Annotated in this window: 9 protein-coding genes and 1 pseudogene; 7 read left to right on the top strand and 3 right to left on the bottom strand. The window is 55.2% G+C overall.

Annotated features, from left to right (window positions below):
• Nucleotides 1-59: 59 nt before the first annotated feature.
• Nucleotides 60-1,181: a Fic family protein gene (locus H5P28_RS16860; protein ID WP_185676866.1), complete on the top strand. Its 1,122-nt coding sequence runs from the start codon at nucleotides 60-62 to the stop codon at nucleotides 1,179-1,181.
• A gap of 441 nt (nucleotides 1,182-1,622) precedes the next feature.
• Here the strand turns inward: H5P28_RS16860 and H5P28_RS16855 are convergent, their stop codons facing one another.
• The 3 genes and pseudogenes from H5P28_RS16855 to H5P28_RS20150 all read right to left on the bottom strand — a co-directional run.
• Nucleotides 1,623-1,943 carry an integrase core domain-containing protein gene (locus H5P28_RS16855; RefSeq protein ID WP_221773466.1) on the bottom strand — a complete coding sequence of 107 codons (321 nt, stop codon included), beginning with the start codon at nucleotides 1,941-1,943 and terminating at the stop codon, nucleotides 1,623-1,625.
• Nucleotides 1,940-2,113 carry a DDE-type integrase/transposase/recombinase gene (locus H5P28_RS19810; protein WP_246456477.1) on the bottom strand — a complete coding sequence of 58 codons (174 nt, stop codon included), beginning with the start codon at nucleotides 2,111-2,113 and terminating at the stop codon, nucleotides 1,940-1,942. Before H5P28_RS19810 ends, H5P28_RS16855 begins: the two co-directional genes overlap by 4 nt.
• Before the next feature lie 39 nt (nucleotides 2,114-2,152).
• Nucleotides 2,153-2,356: pseudogene (locus H5P28_RS20150) on the bottom strand (IS3 family transposase); the annotation flags it as partial.
• Between H5P28_RS20150 and H5P28_RS16845 the strand changes: the two are divergent.
• The 6 genes from H5P28_RS16845 to H5P28_RS16820 all read left to right on the top strand — a co-directional run bounded on the left by H5P28_RS16845 (nucleotide 2,348) and on the right by H5P28_RS16820 (nucleotide 15,749).
• On the top strand, nucleotides 2,348-3,436 hold the full coding sequence (locus H5P28_RS16845) for a GntR family transcriptional regulator (protein ID WP_246456474.1): 1,089 nt from the start codon (nucleotides 2,348-2,350) through the stop codon (nucleotides 3,434-3,436). The pseudogene H5P28_RS20150 and the gene H5P28_RS16845 overlap by 9 nt on opposite strands.
• A 55-nt stretch (nucleotides 3,437-3,491) precedes the next feature.
• Nucleotides 3,492-4,505 (top strand): hypothetical protein, encoded by a 1,014-nt coding sequence (locus tag H5P28_RS16840; RefSeq protein ID WP_185676862.1) that lies wholly within the window; start codon nucleotides 3,492-3,494, stop codon nucleotides 4,503-4,505.
• Nucleotides 4,506-4,698: 193 nt separating this feature from the next.
• A complete protein-coding gene (locus H5P28_RS16835) occupies nucleotides 4,699-8,940 on the top strand; it encodes a fibronectin type III domain-containing protein (RefSeq protein ID WP_185676861.1) in 4,242 nt (1,413 codons plus the stop codon).
• Between the two features lie 39 nt (nucleotides 8,941-8,979).
• Nucleotides 8,980-11,838 carry a carbohydrate-binding protein gene (locus H5P28_RS16830; protein WP_185676860.1) on the top strand — a complete coding sequence of 953 codons (2,859 nt, stop codon included), beginning with the start codon at nucleotides 8,980-8,982 and terminating at the stop codon, nucleotides 11,836-11,838.
• A gap of 63 nt (nucleotides 11,839-11,901) precedes the next feature.
• A complete protein-coding gene (locus H5P28_RS16825; protein WP_185676859.1) occupies nucleotides 11,902-13,125 on the top strand; it encodes a Gfo/Idh/MocA family protein in 1,224 nt (407 codons plus the stop codon).
• Nucleotides 13,126-13,157: 32 nt separating this feature from the next.
• The gene (locus H5P28_RS16820) at nucleotides 13,158-15,749 is read left to right on the top strand and encodes a sodium:solute symporter (protein ID WP_185676858.1); all 2,592 of its coding nucleotides are present in this window, start codon (nucleotides 13,158-13,160) and stop codon (nucleotides 15,747-15,749) included.
• Nucleotides 15,750-15,752 lie beyond the last annotated feature (3 nt).

Here is a 15,752-nt window from a genome sequence, read left to right as displayed (position 1 = left end):
GCCTTTTATAAATCATAATTTTCGCTATATTTGAGTTATAGAAATTGCTTCTATAACTCATGAAATGGAACTGGCAGCAGGCTGATTGGCCGAATTTTACCTATCGGGCAGAAGAGATTGAGCCTTTCGAGGAGCGTTTTCTTCTGTCGGCGGGGCGTTTGTTCGGGGCCAGCCAGCATCTCGACGGCGAGAAAAAACAGGAACTGACGATTGAGCTGATTAGCGACGAAGCTCAAAAAACCTCGGAGATTGAGGGCGAGATGCTCAATCGGGATAGCCTGCAATCATCGATTCGACGCCAGTTTGGGCTGGCTACAGATGCCCGGCGGGCGTCGCTGGCCGAGCAGGGAGTCTCCGAAATGATGGTTGATCTCTATCGGGGGTTCGATGTGCCGTTGACGAACAAGAAGCTTTGCGATTGGCACCGGATGCTGATGAAAGGACGGACCGACTTGACCGATATCGGCGTTTTCCGTACGCATGAGGATGCGATGCAGGTTGTGTCTGGAGCGTATCACGCCCCCCGCGTCCACTTTGAGGCCCCGCCATCGGCCAAGGTTCAGGCTGAGATGGATGGATTTATCGGCTGGTTCAACCGCACGGCTCCGCAAGCCAGGGCTTCGCTGCCGATCGTGGTTCGGGCCGGGATCGCGCATTTGTACTTTGAGTCCATCCACCCTTTCGAGGATGGTAATGGGCGCATCGGACGGGCGATTGCCGAAAAGGTCATGGCCGAAGGGTTGAGGCAGCCTAGTCTGATTGCGTTGGCCTATACTATCGAGCGAGAGAAAAAAGCCTATTACGCGGCGCTTGAGGCCGCCAATAAGTCAAACGAGATCACGGAGTGGCTGCTCTATTTTGCCGATACGATCCTGAAGGCGCAGGAAACCAGCCTGCAACGGGTGGATTTCATTATCGAGAAGGGGAGGCTGTATCAGCGGCTTGCCGGTCAGCTGAATCCGCGGCAGGAGAAGGCGTTGGATCGGGTGTTCCGTGCCGGTCTCGATGGTTTCAAGGGCGGGTTCAGTGCCGAGAACTATATCAGCATCACCAAGACTTCGCGTGCGACAGCGACGCGTGATTTGCAGGGCTTGGTGGAGCTGGGAGCGTTTCGAAAAGTAGGGGAGCGCAAGCATACCCGCTATTACATAAACCTGCCATCTGTGGCTACCAATCCATAAGCGTGCGGCGGCCTGTGTGATGGAATGCGACTGCGTACGATTCAAATACCTTAACTGAATCTTGACCCTAAAAACGATGGATTGGGTGGGTGCTGTTAATCAATGAGTTAAGTAAGCGGGGCGGCGTCCCGCCACCTCCAAGGCTTTTCTGTCCTAAATTATTGATATTACGCAACTTGTGAATTTTTATAGCCTTCGATAACGACAGGGAACCTGTCTGGATGCTACTGAATGCTACTCAATTCGCTGTTTTTACCTTAACTGAACTTTAACCGGTGACCTGCCTACGCAAACTGTACCGCGTTGAGAGTTAGTCTGAGCGGATTAATGATGTGATTGAGTGTTAAGTTGTAGAGGGTGTCAAGGCTTGGGCGGAATGAGGGCGTAGCCCGAGTGTAGCCCATGCCTTGGGGGGGTGGTTTTGAAGGGATCGGGTGCGGTTTATTTAGCAGCAAACTCCAACGGAGTGAGCAGTCCGAGTGAACGGTGAGGGCGGATGTTGTTGTACTTCCAACGCCAATCCTCGATGACAACGCGGGCCTCCGTGAGGGTGTAAAACCATTCACGGTTGAGGCACTCGTCTCGGAGCCGTCCGTTGAAGGATTCGATGTAGCCGTTTTGCCAAGGGCTGCCCGGCTCGATGTAGAGGGTCTTGATGCCCTCGTCTGCGTACCAGCTCCGCAGACTCTTCTCGATAAGCTCCGAGCCGTTATCGGAGCGGATGTGCTCGGGACTGCCGTAAGCGCTGATCAGTTCGCTCATGACGGCCCGCACTTGGCGGCGTTGAGGTGGCGATCCACATGGATGCACAGGCACTCTCGGGTAAACTCGTCGAGCACCGTGAGCATGCGGATGGAGCCTCCCTTGGCCGTGCGATCGGCCACGAAGTCGCAGGTCCATACATGGTTGCGATGCGTGGCTTTCGTTGGCAAGCCCGTCGAGGGACCACGCCGATGAAGGCGCGGCTTCTTGGTCGGACACTTTAGTCCCATCTCCTGGCGCAAACGCTGCACCAGCCGTTTGCCTACGTCCCAGCCGTCCTTTTTGAGCAGATGCGTGATCTTCGGGTAACCAAGCTCAGGATGTGTTTCACTCTTGCCATGGTCAGCTGAAAAAAAGCTTGAAATGTATACGGTCGTATGCCATATAATAGCCGTATATTTCCGATGAATCACCCCTTAAGCGAAATGCAATTGCCTTCCCGAACGCGTGTTGCGGCAAAATACGTTAAGATTGCTGACGACCTGCGGGAGCAGATTTTTTCAGGCAAGCTTGAGGGCATGCTCCCCGGTGTTCGCCAGATCGCGGAGGATTATGAGGTCACGTTGATGACGGCAAACAAGGCGGTGAACAAGTTGGTTGAGGAAAAGACACTCTACCGCATTCCCAATAAAGGGACCTTTGTCGCCAAGGGCCTTCCCGTGAAGACAAACGCCATTGCAGTCTTGGTGAATGATTTAAACCTGCCTCTGACTTCCCGTATCGTCCGCGAGATGGGGATGGCCGCCACCGAGTTTAATACGCGCCTGATTTTCTATCAGCATTTCGGTTTGGCGAAAAACGAGCTGGAGCTGGCCAAGCGACTAAAGGAGCAGGGCGGGTTTGACGGAACAATCCTCTTTCCGTCCGAGCCGGATGACGCTGCTTCTGATGCACTCAATGTTTTGCGAGAAACCCAGCGGCCTACCATTGTTTTCCCTCACCAGGAAATGCCAGGCTGGAAAATTTATAATACAGTACGCGTTGACCACCGGGTCGGCTTTGCCAAGGGGACTGAGTACCTGATATCTCTGGGGCACACAAATATCGCCCTGGCTCTACCAGAGGATAACCATCAGGGGATGCTCAGTTGGCAAAACCTGGAACGCCAGGAAGGTTACACGCGAGCTTTGAAGACCGCAGGCCTTCAGGTATACGAGCCCGTGATTATCAGTTCCAAACCGGATTTGAATGAGCTAAAAAAGCGTTTAAGTCCCTGTACGGCGGTGTTTGCTCATAATGACTCATTGGCGGCCCGTTTACTCACGATCCTTTATCAGATAGGTATTCGCGTCCCTCAGGATATTTCCTTGCTGTCATACGACGGAGCTCCGTTTACCAAGACCTTGGACCTCAGCACCATGAGTCAGCCGATGGAGGTGATGGGGAGAAAGGCCTTCGATAAGATTATCGAGATGGACGAGGGCGCAGAACCCGCGGAGCTGATTTTTGAGGCGGAACTCGTCGAGCGCGGAAGCACGATCGCCCACTCATAGTGCTACTTGTCATTCATTTGATCACCTTGAAACCCTAACCCTGAAATTATTAATCATGAAAGATACACATAAAACCCCATTCATCGCTTGCATCCTGTCTGCGGGTCTATTCTCGATAGCTGCTAACACGGCCTGTGCCGATAGTGTTTACTGGTCGGGAGGCACGGGCCTCTGGAGTGTTCCCACGAATTGGGACGGCGGTAGCTTGCCAACTTCAGCAGACAACGTCTATCTTGATAAAGGCGGTGAAACACAACTGAGTACGACTCAGACCATCACTTACCTGCAAGCCGGCCGTCAATATGCCGGCGCTGGTTCTCTGGTCATCCAGAATGGCGGCACGCTCAACGTGACCGGCGCGGCGGGCTCAACCGGTGCGATTAATCTGAGCCCCGTGAATGGGGCCGGTTTCGGCCAGATCACGATCCAGAGTGGTGGCGCCCTGAATGTTACCAACGGGTCCGTTTTTATCGGGCGCAAAGGTGAAGGCTTGATTACGCAGACCGGTGGGGCCTTCACGGTCGGTGAGAATCTACAGATTGGCCGAGATAACCCCAGTGTTGGCGGCACTTATTCTATTTCCGGCGGTACTCTTAGTGTTACCGGTGATTTTGAAGTGGCAAGCTCAGCGACGACTGTGGGACGCATTGAGGTGACGGGGAACTGGGATGGTGACAACAGCATCAATGTCGGAGGGGACTTCAAGTTGAGCAGCCCGGTCTCAGTGCTTGCCTACAATTTGAATGCGGCAGGCATCGAAGAAATCATGGTCGCAGGTTCGGCTTCACTGAACAACTCTACGCTTGAACTCAACTTCGCCGACGGGTTCATCGGCCAAGCCGGCACCTATGATCTGTTGACTGCGACCAGCATCTCGACTTCGGGCTTGGTGCTGGACGACAACTTGACCAATGGCTTCTCCGTCGAGAAGTGGGAAGTGGTCTCTGGTGGCAATGGCCAAATCCTGCAGGTGACAGTGATTCCTGAGCCGAACGCATCCTGCTCCCTTCTGGGCGGTCTTGTTGCTATCGGTCTGGCGGTTTACTCCGTCGCGAAGCGCCGTCGCTAGAGCTTACACCTGGCTCTGGCGGGGTTCTTCATCGGACCTCGTCAGAGCTGGTTTTTCTGATCCCCCGCTGCTTGTGCTGTGACTCTCCACGCGGGAGGGCTGCGATAGCTTACCCATCTTACTCGTATTGCTGTCCCCATCCCCTCCGGATGGATCGTGGACGGACAACGTACGTATCCATCGTTTTCAAAAGATGAACCGACTCCAGAGCCCCTCATTTTTTAAGCAATTCGCATCGGCAGCGATCGGCTGCTTGTGCTTGTTGGCAGCGCTTTCGGCCCAGCCGACCAGTGACGCGAAGCATGTTCTCTCGCAAGGGAACCCGCAGGTTTTCGAGATCAGCGACAATATCGATTTTCCGGCCTATGCCTGGCCGAGGACTCTGTTAACCTATCCTGTCACACTGGCTAAAGACGTCGATGTGGATGTGCTCAGTCTGAAGGATCTGGACACCGGGCGTCAGCTCCCCTTTCAGCTTTCAGACATCGAGCAAGGGGCGTCAGGCGAGAGAACTGCTCATATCAGCTTTTTCAGTGAGCTGCCTTCAGGTGGTCAGCGCATATTCGAGCTTTCGGTTGCCGCGAGCCCGATAGCCGCGAACAAACTTGAGCATCCCGTGATCGTCACAAAAGACGCGGGCGTCCTGGAGGTTAATGCGGGCACGCTGGCAGTACGTCTTCCGGACTCGCAGACGTTTGCCCGGCACGATCAGGTCCCCGGCCCGATCTTGTCTCTCCGCCAAAAGGATCGCTGGATCGGTCACTCAGTTTTGGAGCCTGGTGCCAAATCCGTTCGCTCTTTGACAACTGAAGTCGTGCAGTCCGGTGACCTCTTTGCCCAGATTCGACTGAGCTACCTGTTCACCGATGGCGCGACCTATACGGCGACAATCAAGGTCGTGTCCGACTATGATTTTATCGAGTTCGATGAGTCCATGGCGGGTATTTCGCCATCCGATGGAGTACAGGTCGAAATGCAGTGGGATAACTTCGACCCAGATTTTCGATTCGCCGCCGGGTGGTGGAAGGGGCCGACGAATCCGAATGTCGAATGGCCCGCCATCGCCGAGCCCATTATCAGGCCCTACGTCAAAGAGGATCCTCACTGGGAACCGGGATGGAACGAAGAGCCCAGCGAGGAAATGGTGTTTCGCCTGTCTCCCTACGGTGGCAATGGTGTGCGCGAAATTCCGCCTCACATCTCTTTCTGGGAGGATGGCCCTGACGGTGAAGAATTGGGCGTTTTCGTGCTCGACGATGAAAAATGGAACGACGGCACTTATCCGATCTGGCAGCCCTCGACCTTGTTGCAGGTGCGTTTCCGTTATGGCCCGAATACACCGCTGAAAGCCGGGCAGGACAACACCCTGGTCTGGACGTGGCCGCTGGTGGAGGGAACGCGCTCGACCGGCATTGCTCTTTATGATCCGCACACCAAACAGCCCGAGGTGGAAAATATGCGGCAGATTTATTTGCCGGTGCAGCAGAAAGGGCGCACGTCCAATGCGATCTTCTCCGTCAAGGATATGCAGTTGCGCTATATACAATTGCTGCGCGCGCGCTACGGGTTTCTCTGTCTGGATAAGGTCAAAGACTGGGTGCTGGAATATCCCGAGGGCCAGCCGCACCCCGAGCAGATCTTCGATGAGGGTAAAATCAAGACTCCCGAGCAGTTCGAGGATTTTCTCTTTCGTTCGAGCTTTGTCTTTTATCCCTTGGGGCTCAATACTTGGCCGGGCATCAATTCGATTCAGCATCGTTTCGTCTATGGCTGGGTGACAGATGCTTACAATCGCCTGCAGTCCCAGTTTACGCCGGAGCAGCGTAAGCGTGTCGATGCGCTGATGCTGGCTGCTGGCTACATCACAGAAGGGGAGGGCATGCACCCGATCCGCAGCGCGCTGGCGGGCGCACCCAATATGGCCGCGGACGGCTGGTGCGTGCCGATGCAGATGGCCTATCTTTTCCCGGCTCATCCTATGTCGCAGGAGTGGCGGGATTACTACGAACAAAGCGTCAGGCTGACGAGCCGTTTCTTTACCCGCCCAGAAGTGCCTGGCTTAAACAGCAACGGCGGGCGCTGGACCGAAAGCCTTGGCACTTACAACTGGGCGGACTTGAGGCCACTTTCATTTTCACTGGTGGCGGGTCTCCTGACCGATGGCAAAAACCGCTGGGCGAATCCCTGGATGGCCTCTCGCGGCCAATGGCTGGTGGATATGCTTTCGGCTCCGGTCTATAACCCCGATCCGTTCTGGCGTCAGGATTTCCGTAACCAAAAGGCGCCTCCGCCTATCTCTGAGAGTTGGGAGCCGGGCGACCCTCTGGACCCCGAGCTGGGCTTCAAGCGTCAGTATCCCGCCCACGGTGCGCATGGGTCCGGCACCGGCATCGAGCCGCCTTCTGTCGTGTGGCTGCTGGGGAACATGATGCTTCGATACAAGCCTATGCTGGGCGAGCATTTGCTCTGGATTGATAGAATTAATCAGGACTATGAAAACCACTCCGGACACGCCGATTGGCTGGGGGTCGAGCAGAAGATTCTCAACTGGGATATGCAAGGGACACCGCCTGAGCTGACCTCCACTAAATACACCGGGCATGGTATCGTGCTGCGAGCCGGTGTTGGAGCGCCGGACGAGCTCTCGCTCCATATGGAGCAGGTGGACCGCGGTCCGAATTATCGCTGGGGTAATGCCGGTGAGGGGGCCAGCGGCAGCCTGTATTTCTTTGCACAGGGTAAACTCTTTACCGGGCATGAGCGCGAGAGTGCGGGCGATCGTACGATGGACGATACGGACGGAGTGACGACTTTCGGCGTGATGAAAGACGGTGCGTTTCGTTCTATCGGGATGAACCTGCTGGAGAAACCACTCTACGACCTCGGGGTGGCACAGTTTGCCGAGCTCACCCCGCGCAAGGGCGAGGGCGCCTATTCCTGGCCCGAGTACCAGAGTCGGAATGTATTCATGGTCGGCACCGATTACTTTATCCTCAGCGATGAGGTGCTGAGCGGCACAGAGAGTCGTTTCACCTGGTTTACCGCCAAGGATGCGGAATTTCCCCATTTGGTGTTCCTCAAGCCGATGATGGTCCGCCAAGACCATTGGACAGAGGTTCGGACGCCATCGAGCAAAGGCTTTGAGCGGCAGTTTGTTGGTAGCAGCCGTGTGCTGGTAACTCCCAAGGACGATGTCGAGGTCAAGAACCTCACGGCTGTGGATCTGCCATATCTGGAGGAGCCCAGCATCAAGGGGTATCGAAACGCCCGAGGCACTTCCTTGCCCGATGGGGTCTATCAGGTCAAAACAGCCGCCAGTGACGACACGGTTTTCCGAAACGAAAACGGCGTCATCTATCAGATGGGACGCGATGTCTTTGACGGTAAAGCCGGAGTGATCCGGCATGGGGGAGATACTCTGGAAATGGCCATGGTGCAGAGTAAAAAGATCGGCTCAAACGGCTTTATGCTGGAGGTCGATCGTCCGGATATCGGTATCAGCCTTATTTCCTCCGACCCTGCGTCGGCACAGGGGCAATTTTCCAGCCCTGAAGGCGGACAACTACAAATCCGCGGCAATCGGCTGACTCCTTCGGTAAAGTTTTATATCGACGCGGAGCTGGTCCCCGTCAAACGGCAGGGTACCTTGCTGACGGTTGACCTGCCGGCAGGGGCTCACCAATGGGAGCTGACCAAAGATACCGTCCAGCCCATGCGCAGCAGCATTGTGCGCACGGAGAACTTTAGCGGCGGGGCGGATGTCTTCTGGCAGGCCGGCGCCGGTACGAAACAGATACGCCTGGAAATCAGCACAGATAATACGCAGAGCTGGCAGCCGCTCGTGACCTTCGATGTGGATGCCCCACAGGGCAGCCATCGAATCGATGGTTTAACTAACCGGGAGAAAGTGCATTTGCGAGCGATCTCCCTGAACGGTCAACGCAGCGCGAAGCCCTCTCCGGCTTATCCTTTGTACGTGAGCGACCAGCCGCTTCTCCCTCCCGACGGGCTTACGCTTGATCTGGGCAACGATCAGGTGGCGCTTAGCTGGGGGGAGGTGCTGGGGGCGAGCTCCTACCGCCTTTATCGCCGAAAACAGGGGACTGAACAGTGGACGCTGGTTCAGGATGCGCTTAGTAACACCTGTGTGGATGTTGCGGCAACTGGGGTTGTTCAGGAATACCCGCTTCCGGGTGATGCAGAGAATGCCGGACGGGATATGTCAGGTGTAACGATTTATGAATACGCGATTTCGTCGGTTAATCAAAACGGCGAGGGGCCTAAAAGCATCTCTGTCAGCAGTGATCCCAGGAGTTGGCTGAACTGGTGGCCGCAGACATCCGACCTGCGTTTCCGGCGTCGTAGTGCCTACTGGCAGTCACCCTATGTCCCGGAGAATATGGTGCCTCCGGCTCATTACCCAGAGTCAGAGTAATTCGCCGTGTCACAAGTAATACCTCAAATGTTAAACCCCGTGAATATGCGCATCCACTCTATCGTTTTTGTGTCTGTCTTGCTTCCCGTGCTCATGAGTTGTCTCAGTTGCCGTGCGAATGAAGCAGGGGAGTCGTATCCGCTGCCGGACTACATCCAAAAGTACGAACAGATTCTGGATGCAAATATCCGCAAATACGGGTGGGAGGATGCGGTAAAGCCCTTTGAGCAGAAAAGCTTCACGGAGCTGAAAGCACGCCGCCCCTTCGATCTCTTTAAATGCTCCGAGCTCTCGATGATGCTCTACGCGCGCACGCAGAATCCTGAATACATCAAGATCGCGCAGGCGTTTTTTGGGAAAGGACTCGCCTGGAGCATGGAGTTGAGGGCGGCATCCAACAACCGCAACATTCACCGTACGGATTGCTTTCTGATGGAGCCCATGATGATTTCCGCGCGCATGCTGAAAGAAGCTGATGCGTTCAAAGCGGAGTGGGACGCAGATTTCGAAGTGATGGTCGCCGATACCATCGAGTGGGGGACTGGCCTGGCGAACAGTCGCTCTCACTCAAACCGCGTGACGGTCCCGCTGGCCGGTGCAGCAGCCTTGCTCAAGATGTATCCGAATGACCGACGGATGCACGAGCTGGAAGACGCGATGGAAGGATATTGGGAGATGGTATGCGAAGTCGGTGATCTGGACGAAAACTCCGGTAACTACAGTTCGTTGGGCTTCGCTGGCATTGTTCTGCTGGCCCAGCAGTTGGGCGTGGAAGACGATTTCCAGAGCGATCAGTTTCATAACGCCTTTGAAAAGTACCTGTACATGATTTCTCCGGAAGGTTTCATGCCGGAGTGGGGCGACGATTATTTTCACCCCGCTCCGCTTATCCGCTGGATCAATCTCTTCGAATACGCGGCCAGTATCTACCAGGACCCGCACTTCGCCGGTGGCGCCCGCAAGCTCTACCGTGCCTACGAGGCGAGGTACTCGGACTATGGCAGATATTGGGATATCCAGGAGGTGGATTATCCGCTGTTTCTGGATGTCGATCTCTATGAAAAGTCCGGTGTGATGCCACTGCCGGAAAACAGCATCACCACGATCCGAAATGATCGTCTTGGCAACTCCCATCAGGATAAAATGCTGCTCAAAACCGGCCAGGAGCCCGGCGATTCCATGGTCATGATCGACCTGTATTCACGGGGTGATCACTCGCAGGCGACGATGGATAACCGTCCTTCCGTCAGCTATTACGAGGCCGACAGTACCCCGCTTTTCTATAACTATGAGCGGCATGTGCCTGGGGCGCCCTTTGGCAATCAGGTCATCGTCGGTGAAAACTCTGACCAGTGGCCAAGAAGACCGGAGTGGCCAGAGAAAACCTGGCGCACGCAACAAGTTCCGACAGACCGCCTCAACACGATCGAAGGCGAGAGCGATCCTGACATGCGCGAGTTGACCGGCATGAGCATCCGCTTTCTGAATCCCGCATTCGCTAAGGTAAAGTTGTACATCGACAACATTCGGCTGGTTGGGCCGAAGGGCACGATTGTCGTGGACGACCTTGAGGGGCCGGCCAGTGCGGACCGTAAAAACAGTTGGTGGCCGACTGAGCTGGTGAGTAAATCGAGCGAGCACACCGAAGGGCGCAGCTCCCTGTGTGTCCAGCTAAGCGCCAACGGCTCTATCAACAGCCCGACGACGCCCTATGATTTCAAGTTCAACGTCAAAGATTACCCCTTGCTGCAATATGATCTAATGTATGAGGGGCCGTTTCCCTTGCAGGCCTTGACGGGGATGGAGATCCGCTTCCCTGATCAGCGCGGCGGCATTAATGCCTGGCACCACTGGAGTATGCAGACCCTCCTGGCAAATCTCGATGACTCGTGGATCGAGCAACGGGGGCAGGATGTCTTCGGCTATATGGCGTTCGACCAGTACGGCACTTATGATTCGGCGCTGAGCCGGGGGGTCGTCCTGACGCAAGAAGGCGTGCTGGTGATCCGTGACGTGCTTGAACCGGGAAGCACAGCCCAAGGGCTGGATGCAGGCTCGATATGGCAGCTCTATTCGCTGGATGAGCAGGGGGAGAATTGGTTTACCAGTTATGGCGAGGCTCCGATGAAGTCGATTTCTGAGGATATCGGGTACGGCGGCAGCGGCATGACCGTCTGGTTCGATCAGCCGCAGTTAAATCAGATCGGTGTCCAGCAAATCTCGGGCGGATTCCGGCATGGGAATATGAAGGGCTTTCAGTATCAGCGCGAGGGGCTGCTGAACACGGCCTATGCCAAGCGGACCGTGGCCGGTACGGAGCCGATGGCATGGTTCACCATTGTCGTGCCACAAAAGCGTGGGGTCGCCGGTAGCGATGTCGCCCAGGGTATCCGGGTATCCGGTGATACGGCCAGGATCGTGCTGCCGGGAGTGACCCTCACTGTCCTGAATAACGGGAAGGGAAAATGGTCTGTGTCGCGTGAGCCGAACAGCTATGCGTACCCGGCTCGCAGACCTGCAGTAGCCGAGCCCAAAGATGCCATCGCAAATATAGCAGGGCAGCAGGGGTGGGAATTCCGGAGCCCCGATGTCATTAGTAAGTGGATAAGCGGTTCCGTCGATTATCCGATCTACGTCCCCGAGCCGGGCACTTATGAGCTCCGGGTGGAGCAGGGCTCCGGCAGGGCTAATGGAACCTACCAGATAGAGGCCGATGGGAACACCCTCACGGCACAGGTAAAAAACACCGGAGGCGATAATAACCTGACCTTTGTCGATGTTGGTCCTCTCTCCTTTGTCAGCGCTGGCTGGAAGAACATTGTCCTCACTCCCGTGAATTTGCCGAAAGGTGAGGCCCTCATGCAAATTAAGCGCATCCAACTTCGACCAACGGATTGATGTCGATGGTTAGCCGGCCTTGACGGCAGTTGTCGTTATGAAGGCCACACATGGATTTTGAAAATGAATATTCCTAAAAGCTCAACAGATATCGTCATTGTGGGTAGTGGCGGCTATGGCCGCGATTACATGAAGGCAATAGAGCGAATCTATCCGCAGGGGATAGCTTCTATCTCCGCGATCGTTGATCCTGTCCGGACGCAGTTTGAAAATTATCCTGGGCTCACATCTTCTGAAATCGCACACTACTCGTCGCTTGATGATTTTCTGCGCTCGAAGCATCAAGCCGACCTGGTGGTCATCTCCACACCGATCAGCTATCATGCGGAGCAGAGCTGTGCACTGCTGCGGGCAGGATATAACGTGCTGTGCGAGAAACCCATGGCGGCCACGCTTGCGGAGGCGCAGCAGATGCGCGCAATCGCAGAGGTCTCAGAGTGTTTTATCGAGATCGGCTACCAGTGGTCATTTAGTGATGCCATCCAACGCCTCAAGGCGGATATCCTCGGCGGACGCCTGGGCAAGCCTCTACGCTTAAAAACACGAGTGGCCTGGCCCCGGGCGAGTGCTTACTACCAGCGTAACCACTGGGCCGGAAAAATCCGTGACCCCAAAGGGCGACACGTGAATGACAGTCCGATCAACAACGCGGCAGCCCATTACCTGCATAACATGCTTTACTTGACGGGGCCGACGATTGCTCAGGCGGCGACTCCCATTGAGATCACCGGAGAATGTTATCGGGCCAATGCAATTGAGAATTTCGATGCAGCATGTTGCCGAATCAAGACTCTGGAAGATGTGGAGATTCTTTTCTACGCAGCCCACTGCGTCAAAAACAACGACGGCCCTGTGTTCGAGTTTGAGTTTGAGCATGCAACGGTCGGATTGACCCAGGACGGCGAGATTGTCGCCATTTGCGCAAACAGTGAACCCATTAACTACGGGAATCCGGAAGCCGATCCCATGTGCAAGCTGTGGCACTGCATCCGGCGGGTGCAGGACATTGATGCAGTGGGACCGCTATGTGGAGTCGACGCCGCATTTGCTCACACCGTGTGTGTCTATGGTATGCAACAAATGCCCGTACATTCCTTCGGCGAAGACCAAATCCGCAAAATGCCTCTCGGGGACGATGGCGTGCTCATGTATATGGAGGAAATGGATAATGCTATGGTGACCGCCTTTGATACCGGGAAACTATTTTCTGAGCTAAACCTGCCCTGGGCAAGTCCGTCGGTCTCCGTCGAGTTGCTCAATGCCCAGCTACCCGTCTCGACTTTATAGCTTCTCGATTGGGAGAACATGCCAACGTTGAAATGATTTTAGCGAAATACATCAGACTTATACCCCTGTTGCTGGTACCTTTGTGTCTGACCGAGGCGGCGGCCGCGCAGGCCCTGACGCAGTATGATCTGCCGCCGCTTCCTGCCCAGGGTTATGGAATAACAATCGAAGGTGGTGATGCCGCTTTGTTCGCGGCTGGCGGGATGCTTGAGCCGCCTTCGACTGGTCAGTCAGTCAGTGGCACGCCGATCCCGTACTTGTATCGTCTGGTTGAAAATGCGGAAGCGTGGGATGCCTATCCGTTAGAGGATGATCGGGCCTATGCGGCTTCTGTCCTGGGGGGCAACAACGGCCTCTATCTGATCGGAGGGCTTGTCTCAGGCGAACCCAGTCGCAGTGCGGTGCTCTATCGGATCGATGGCGATGAGGTGACAAGCACAGGGCTTCCGGCCCTGCCAACCGCCTTGGCGTTTGCGCGAGCGGTCATTTTTGACCGAAAAATATGGGTCATCGGTGGTCTGACCTCTATGTCGCCCCTTCACATGAGCGACTCGATATTCACGCTGGCGATTGATGACCCTGATGCGACCTGGCAGCAGACACCGAGTCCGCTGCCCGCACGTCTGCTCCCGAGTGTGAGTACACAGTTGGGCTCGATCATTGTCACGGGCGGATGGAGTCGGGACAATGCGGATAAGACTGGTTGGGCGGCTCGGAATGATCTGTGGCGCTATCGTACGGAGGGGTCCCGCTCGGGCACCGGCTGGACCGAGTTAACCGCAGCGCCCTTCCCCGTCGGAGACGCTGACGGTGCCTGCGTGGGACAGTCGCACCTGTTGTTCACCAATCTACCCGCGAAGGGACATGCTGACGGGTTCTCAAAGATCATGGATGTTTCGCGCACAAATCTACCGTTGGTGTTGGCCTACAATATCATCACCGATAGCTGGTTTAAACTCGAAACACTCCCTGCACTCGAAAGCCGGAGTCGGATGACTAACTGGCGGGTGACGGAGCGAACGGGTTTCAAGGCCATGCAAAAAGATGTCCCTGTTCTCTTTAATTTCAGCGAGGAGGGCGTGCATGTCAGTGAGATTTGGGTCACCCCCGACAGTGGTAGTCTAGGGGCCTACGATTACACCCTGATGGGGATCTACATTCTCGTCATGGTGGCGATCGGCCTGTACTACGCGCGCAAGGAAAAAAACAGTGAGGACTTCTTTGTCGGCGGTCGAAAAATCCCGTGGTGGGCGGCGGCAATCAGTGCGCAGGCCACGGGGGCAAGCGCGATCACCATGATGGCGATTCCCGCTCTGGTCTATAAAGAGAGCATTGTTTATTTCGGAGCGAATCTGTTTTTGGGAATCATCCCGGTGGTCTTTTCAGCTATCTTTTTGATCCCGATTATCCGCAAGCTCAACATTGTCAGTATTTATGAATATCTGGAGGCCCGCTTCGGAAAAGGTATCCGTTTATTAGGTGCTGGTTTGTATGTGGTCAGCCAGGTGGCCGGTCGCATGGGGGTAGTCGTTTTGCTGCCTGCGTTGGCTCTGAGTTCGGTGTCAGGCATCAATGTCTACGTCTGCATTATCGTCACGGGGATGGTCGCCATGTTTTATACGACCTTGGGTGGTATCAGCTCCGTTATCTGGTCGGATGTTGTGCAGTTTGGCATCATGCTGGGGGGGGCCATCCTCTGTGTCTTCCTGATCTTGAGCCGGATTGACGGAGGCCTGAGCACTTTCCTGGAGGTCTCCACCGATTATAATAAATGGCAGGTCTTCAATTTTAGCTTGGATTTCACCCTGCCGATTTTCTGGATACTGTTGCTGATGGCACCGGTCACTGCGTTTATGTCGATCGGTGACCAGGCGTTTATCCAGCGGATATCCTCGGTCAAGGATGTCAAGAGTGCGCAGAAGGCAACGCTATGGAATTACCTATGGGCCCTGCCGTTGCAGTGCAGCATGTGGTTGGTCGGGATCGCTCTTTTTGTCTTCTATAAACATTTTCCCATGAAGCTGGACCTGACGAAGGCGACCGATACGGTGTTCCCCCAGTTCATATCCGGGCAAATGCCGGCAGGCCTTTCGGGCTTGGTCGTGATTGGCATTCTCGCAGCGGCCATGTCTTCACTGGATTCCTCCATGAACAGTGTATCAACCGTCATCATCACCGATTTTTATCGCAACTTTAAGAAAAATCCGACGGAAGGCGACTGCCTGAAAATGGCCAGGCTGATGACGGTGATAACGGGCCTGCTCGGGATGGGGGCGGCCATCTTGATCGCTTCGTTAAATCTGGCCTCCGCTCAAGAGACTTTCTCCCGGCTCATGTCACTGATCATTGGTGCGTTCCCGGCGGTTTTTACGCTGGCCTTGTTGACGCGGCGGGCAAACTCGTTCGGTGCGATCAGCGCCCTGATCGGCGGCTTCGTCATTGTCTACCTGGTGCAGACGTACACGAGCGTGAACTGGATGCTTTACCCCGTGATCGCGTTCGTGTTTGCCATGTTCGTCGGATATTTCGCCAGTCTGCTCACCGGTGGAAATCGCAAAGATCTGACAGGTCTCACAGTCTGGGATATGCCCCCGGAGGTGGAGTCCACGTCAAAATGTTTCTAAAAT

Source organism: Ruficoccus amylovorans (genome assembly GCF_014230085.1).
GTDB classification, from domain to species: Bacteria; Verrucomicrobiota; Verrucomicrobiia; order Opitutales; family Cerasicoccaceae; genus Ruficoccus; species Ruficoccus amylovorans.
The sequence above is the reverse complement of the archived record's forward strand: the minus strand, read 5'-3'. Positions and strand labels throughout refer to the sequence as shown.

Coding starts and splice junctions, on each gene's coding strand:
- H5P28_RS16860 (WP_185676866.1), top strand. CDS start 60: ATGAAATGGAACTGGCAGCAGGCTGATTGGCCGAATTTTACCTATCGG.
- H5P28_RS16855 (WP_221773466.1), bottom strand. CDS start 1,943: ATGAGCGAACTGATCAGCGCTTACGGCAGTCCCGAGCACATCCGCTCC.
- H5P28_RS16845 (WP_246456474.1), top strand. CDS start 2,348: ATGAATCACCCCTTAAGCGAAATGCAATTGCCTTCCCGAACGCGTGTT.
- H5P28_RS16840 (WP_185676862.1), top strand. CDS start 3,492: ATGAAAGATACACATAAAACCCCATTCATCGCTTGCATCCTGTCTGCG.
- H5P28_RS16835 (WP_185676861.1), top strand. CDS start 4,699: ATGAACCGACTCCAGAGCCCCTCATTTTTTAAGCAATTCGCATCGGCA.
- H5P28_RS16825 (WP_185676859.1), top strand. CDS start 11,902: ATGAATATTCCTAAAAGCTCAACAGATATCGTCATTGTGGGTAGTGGC.
- H5P28_RS16820 (WP_185676858.1), top strand. CDS start 13,158: ATGATTTTAGCGAAATACATCAGACTTATACCCCTGTTGCTGGTACCT.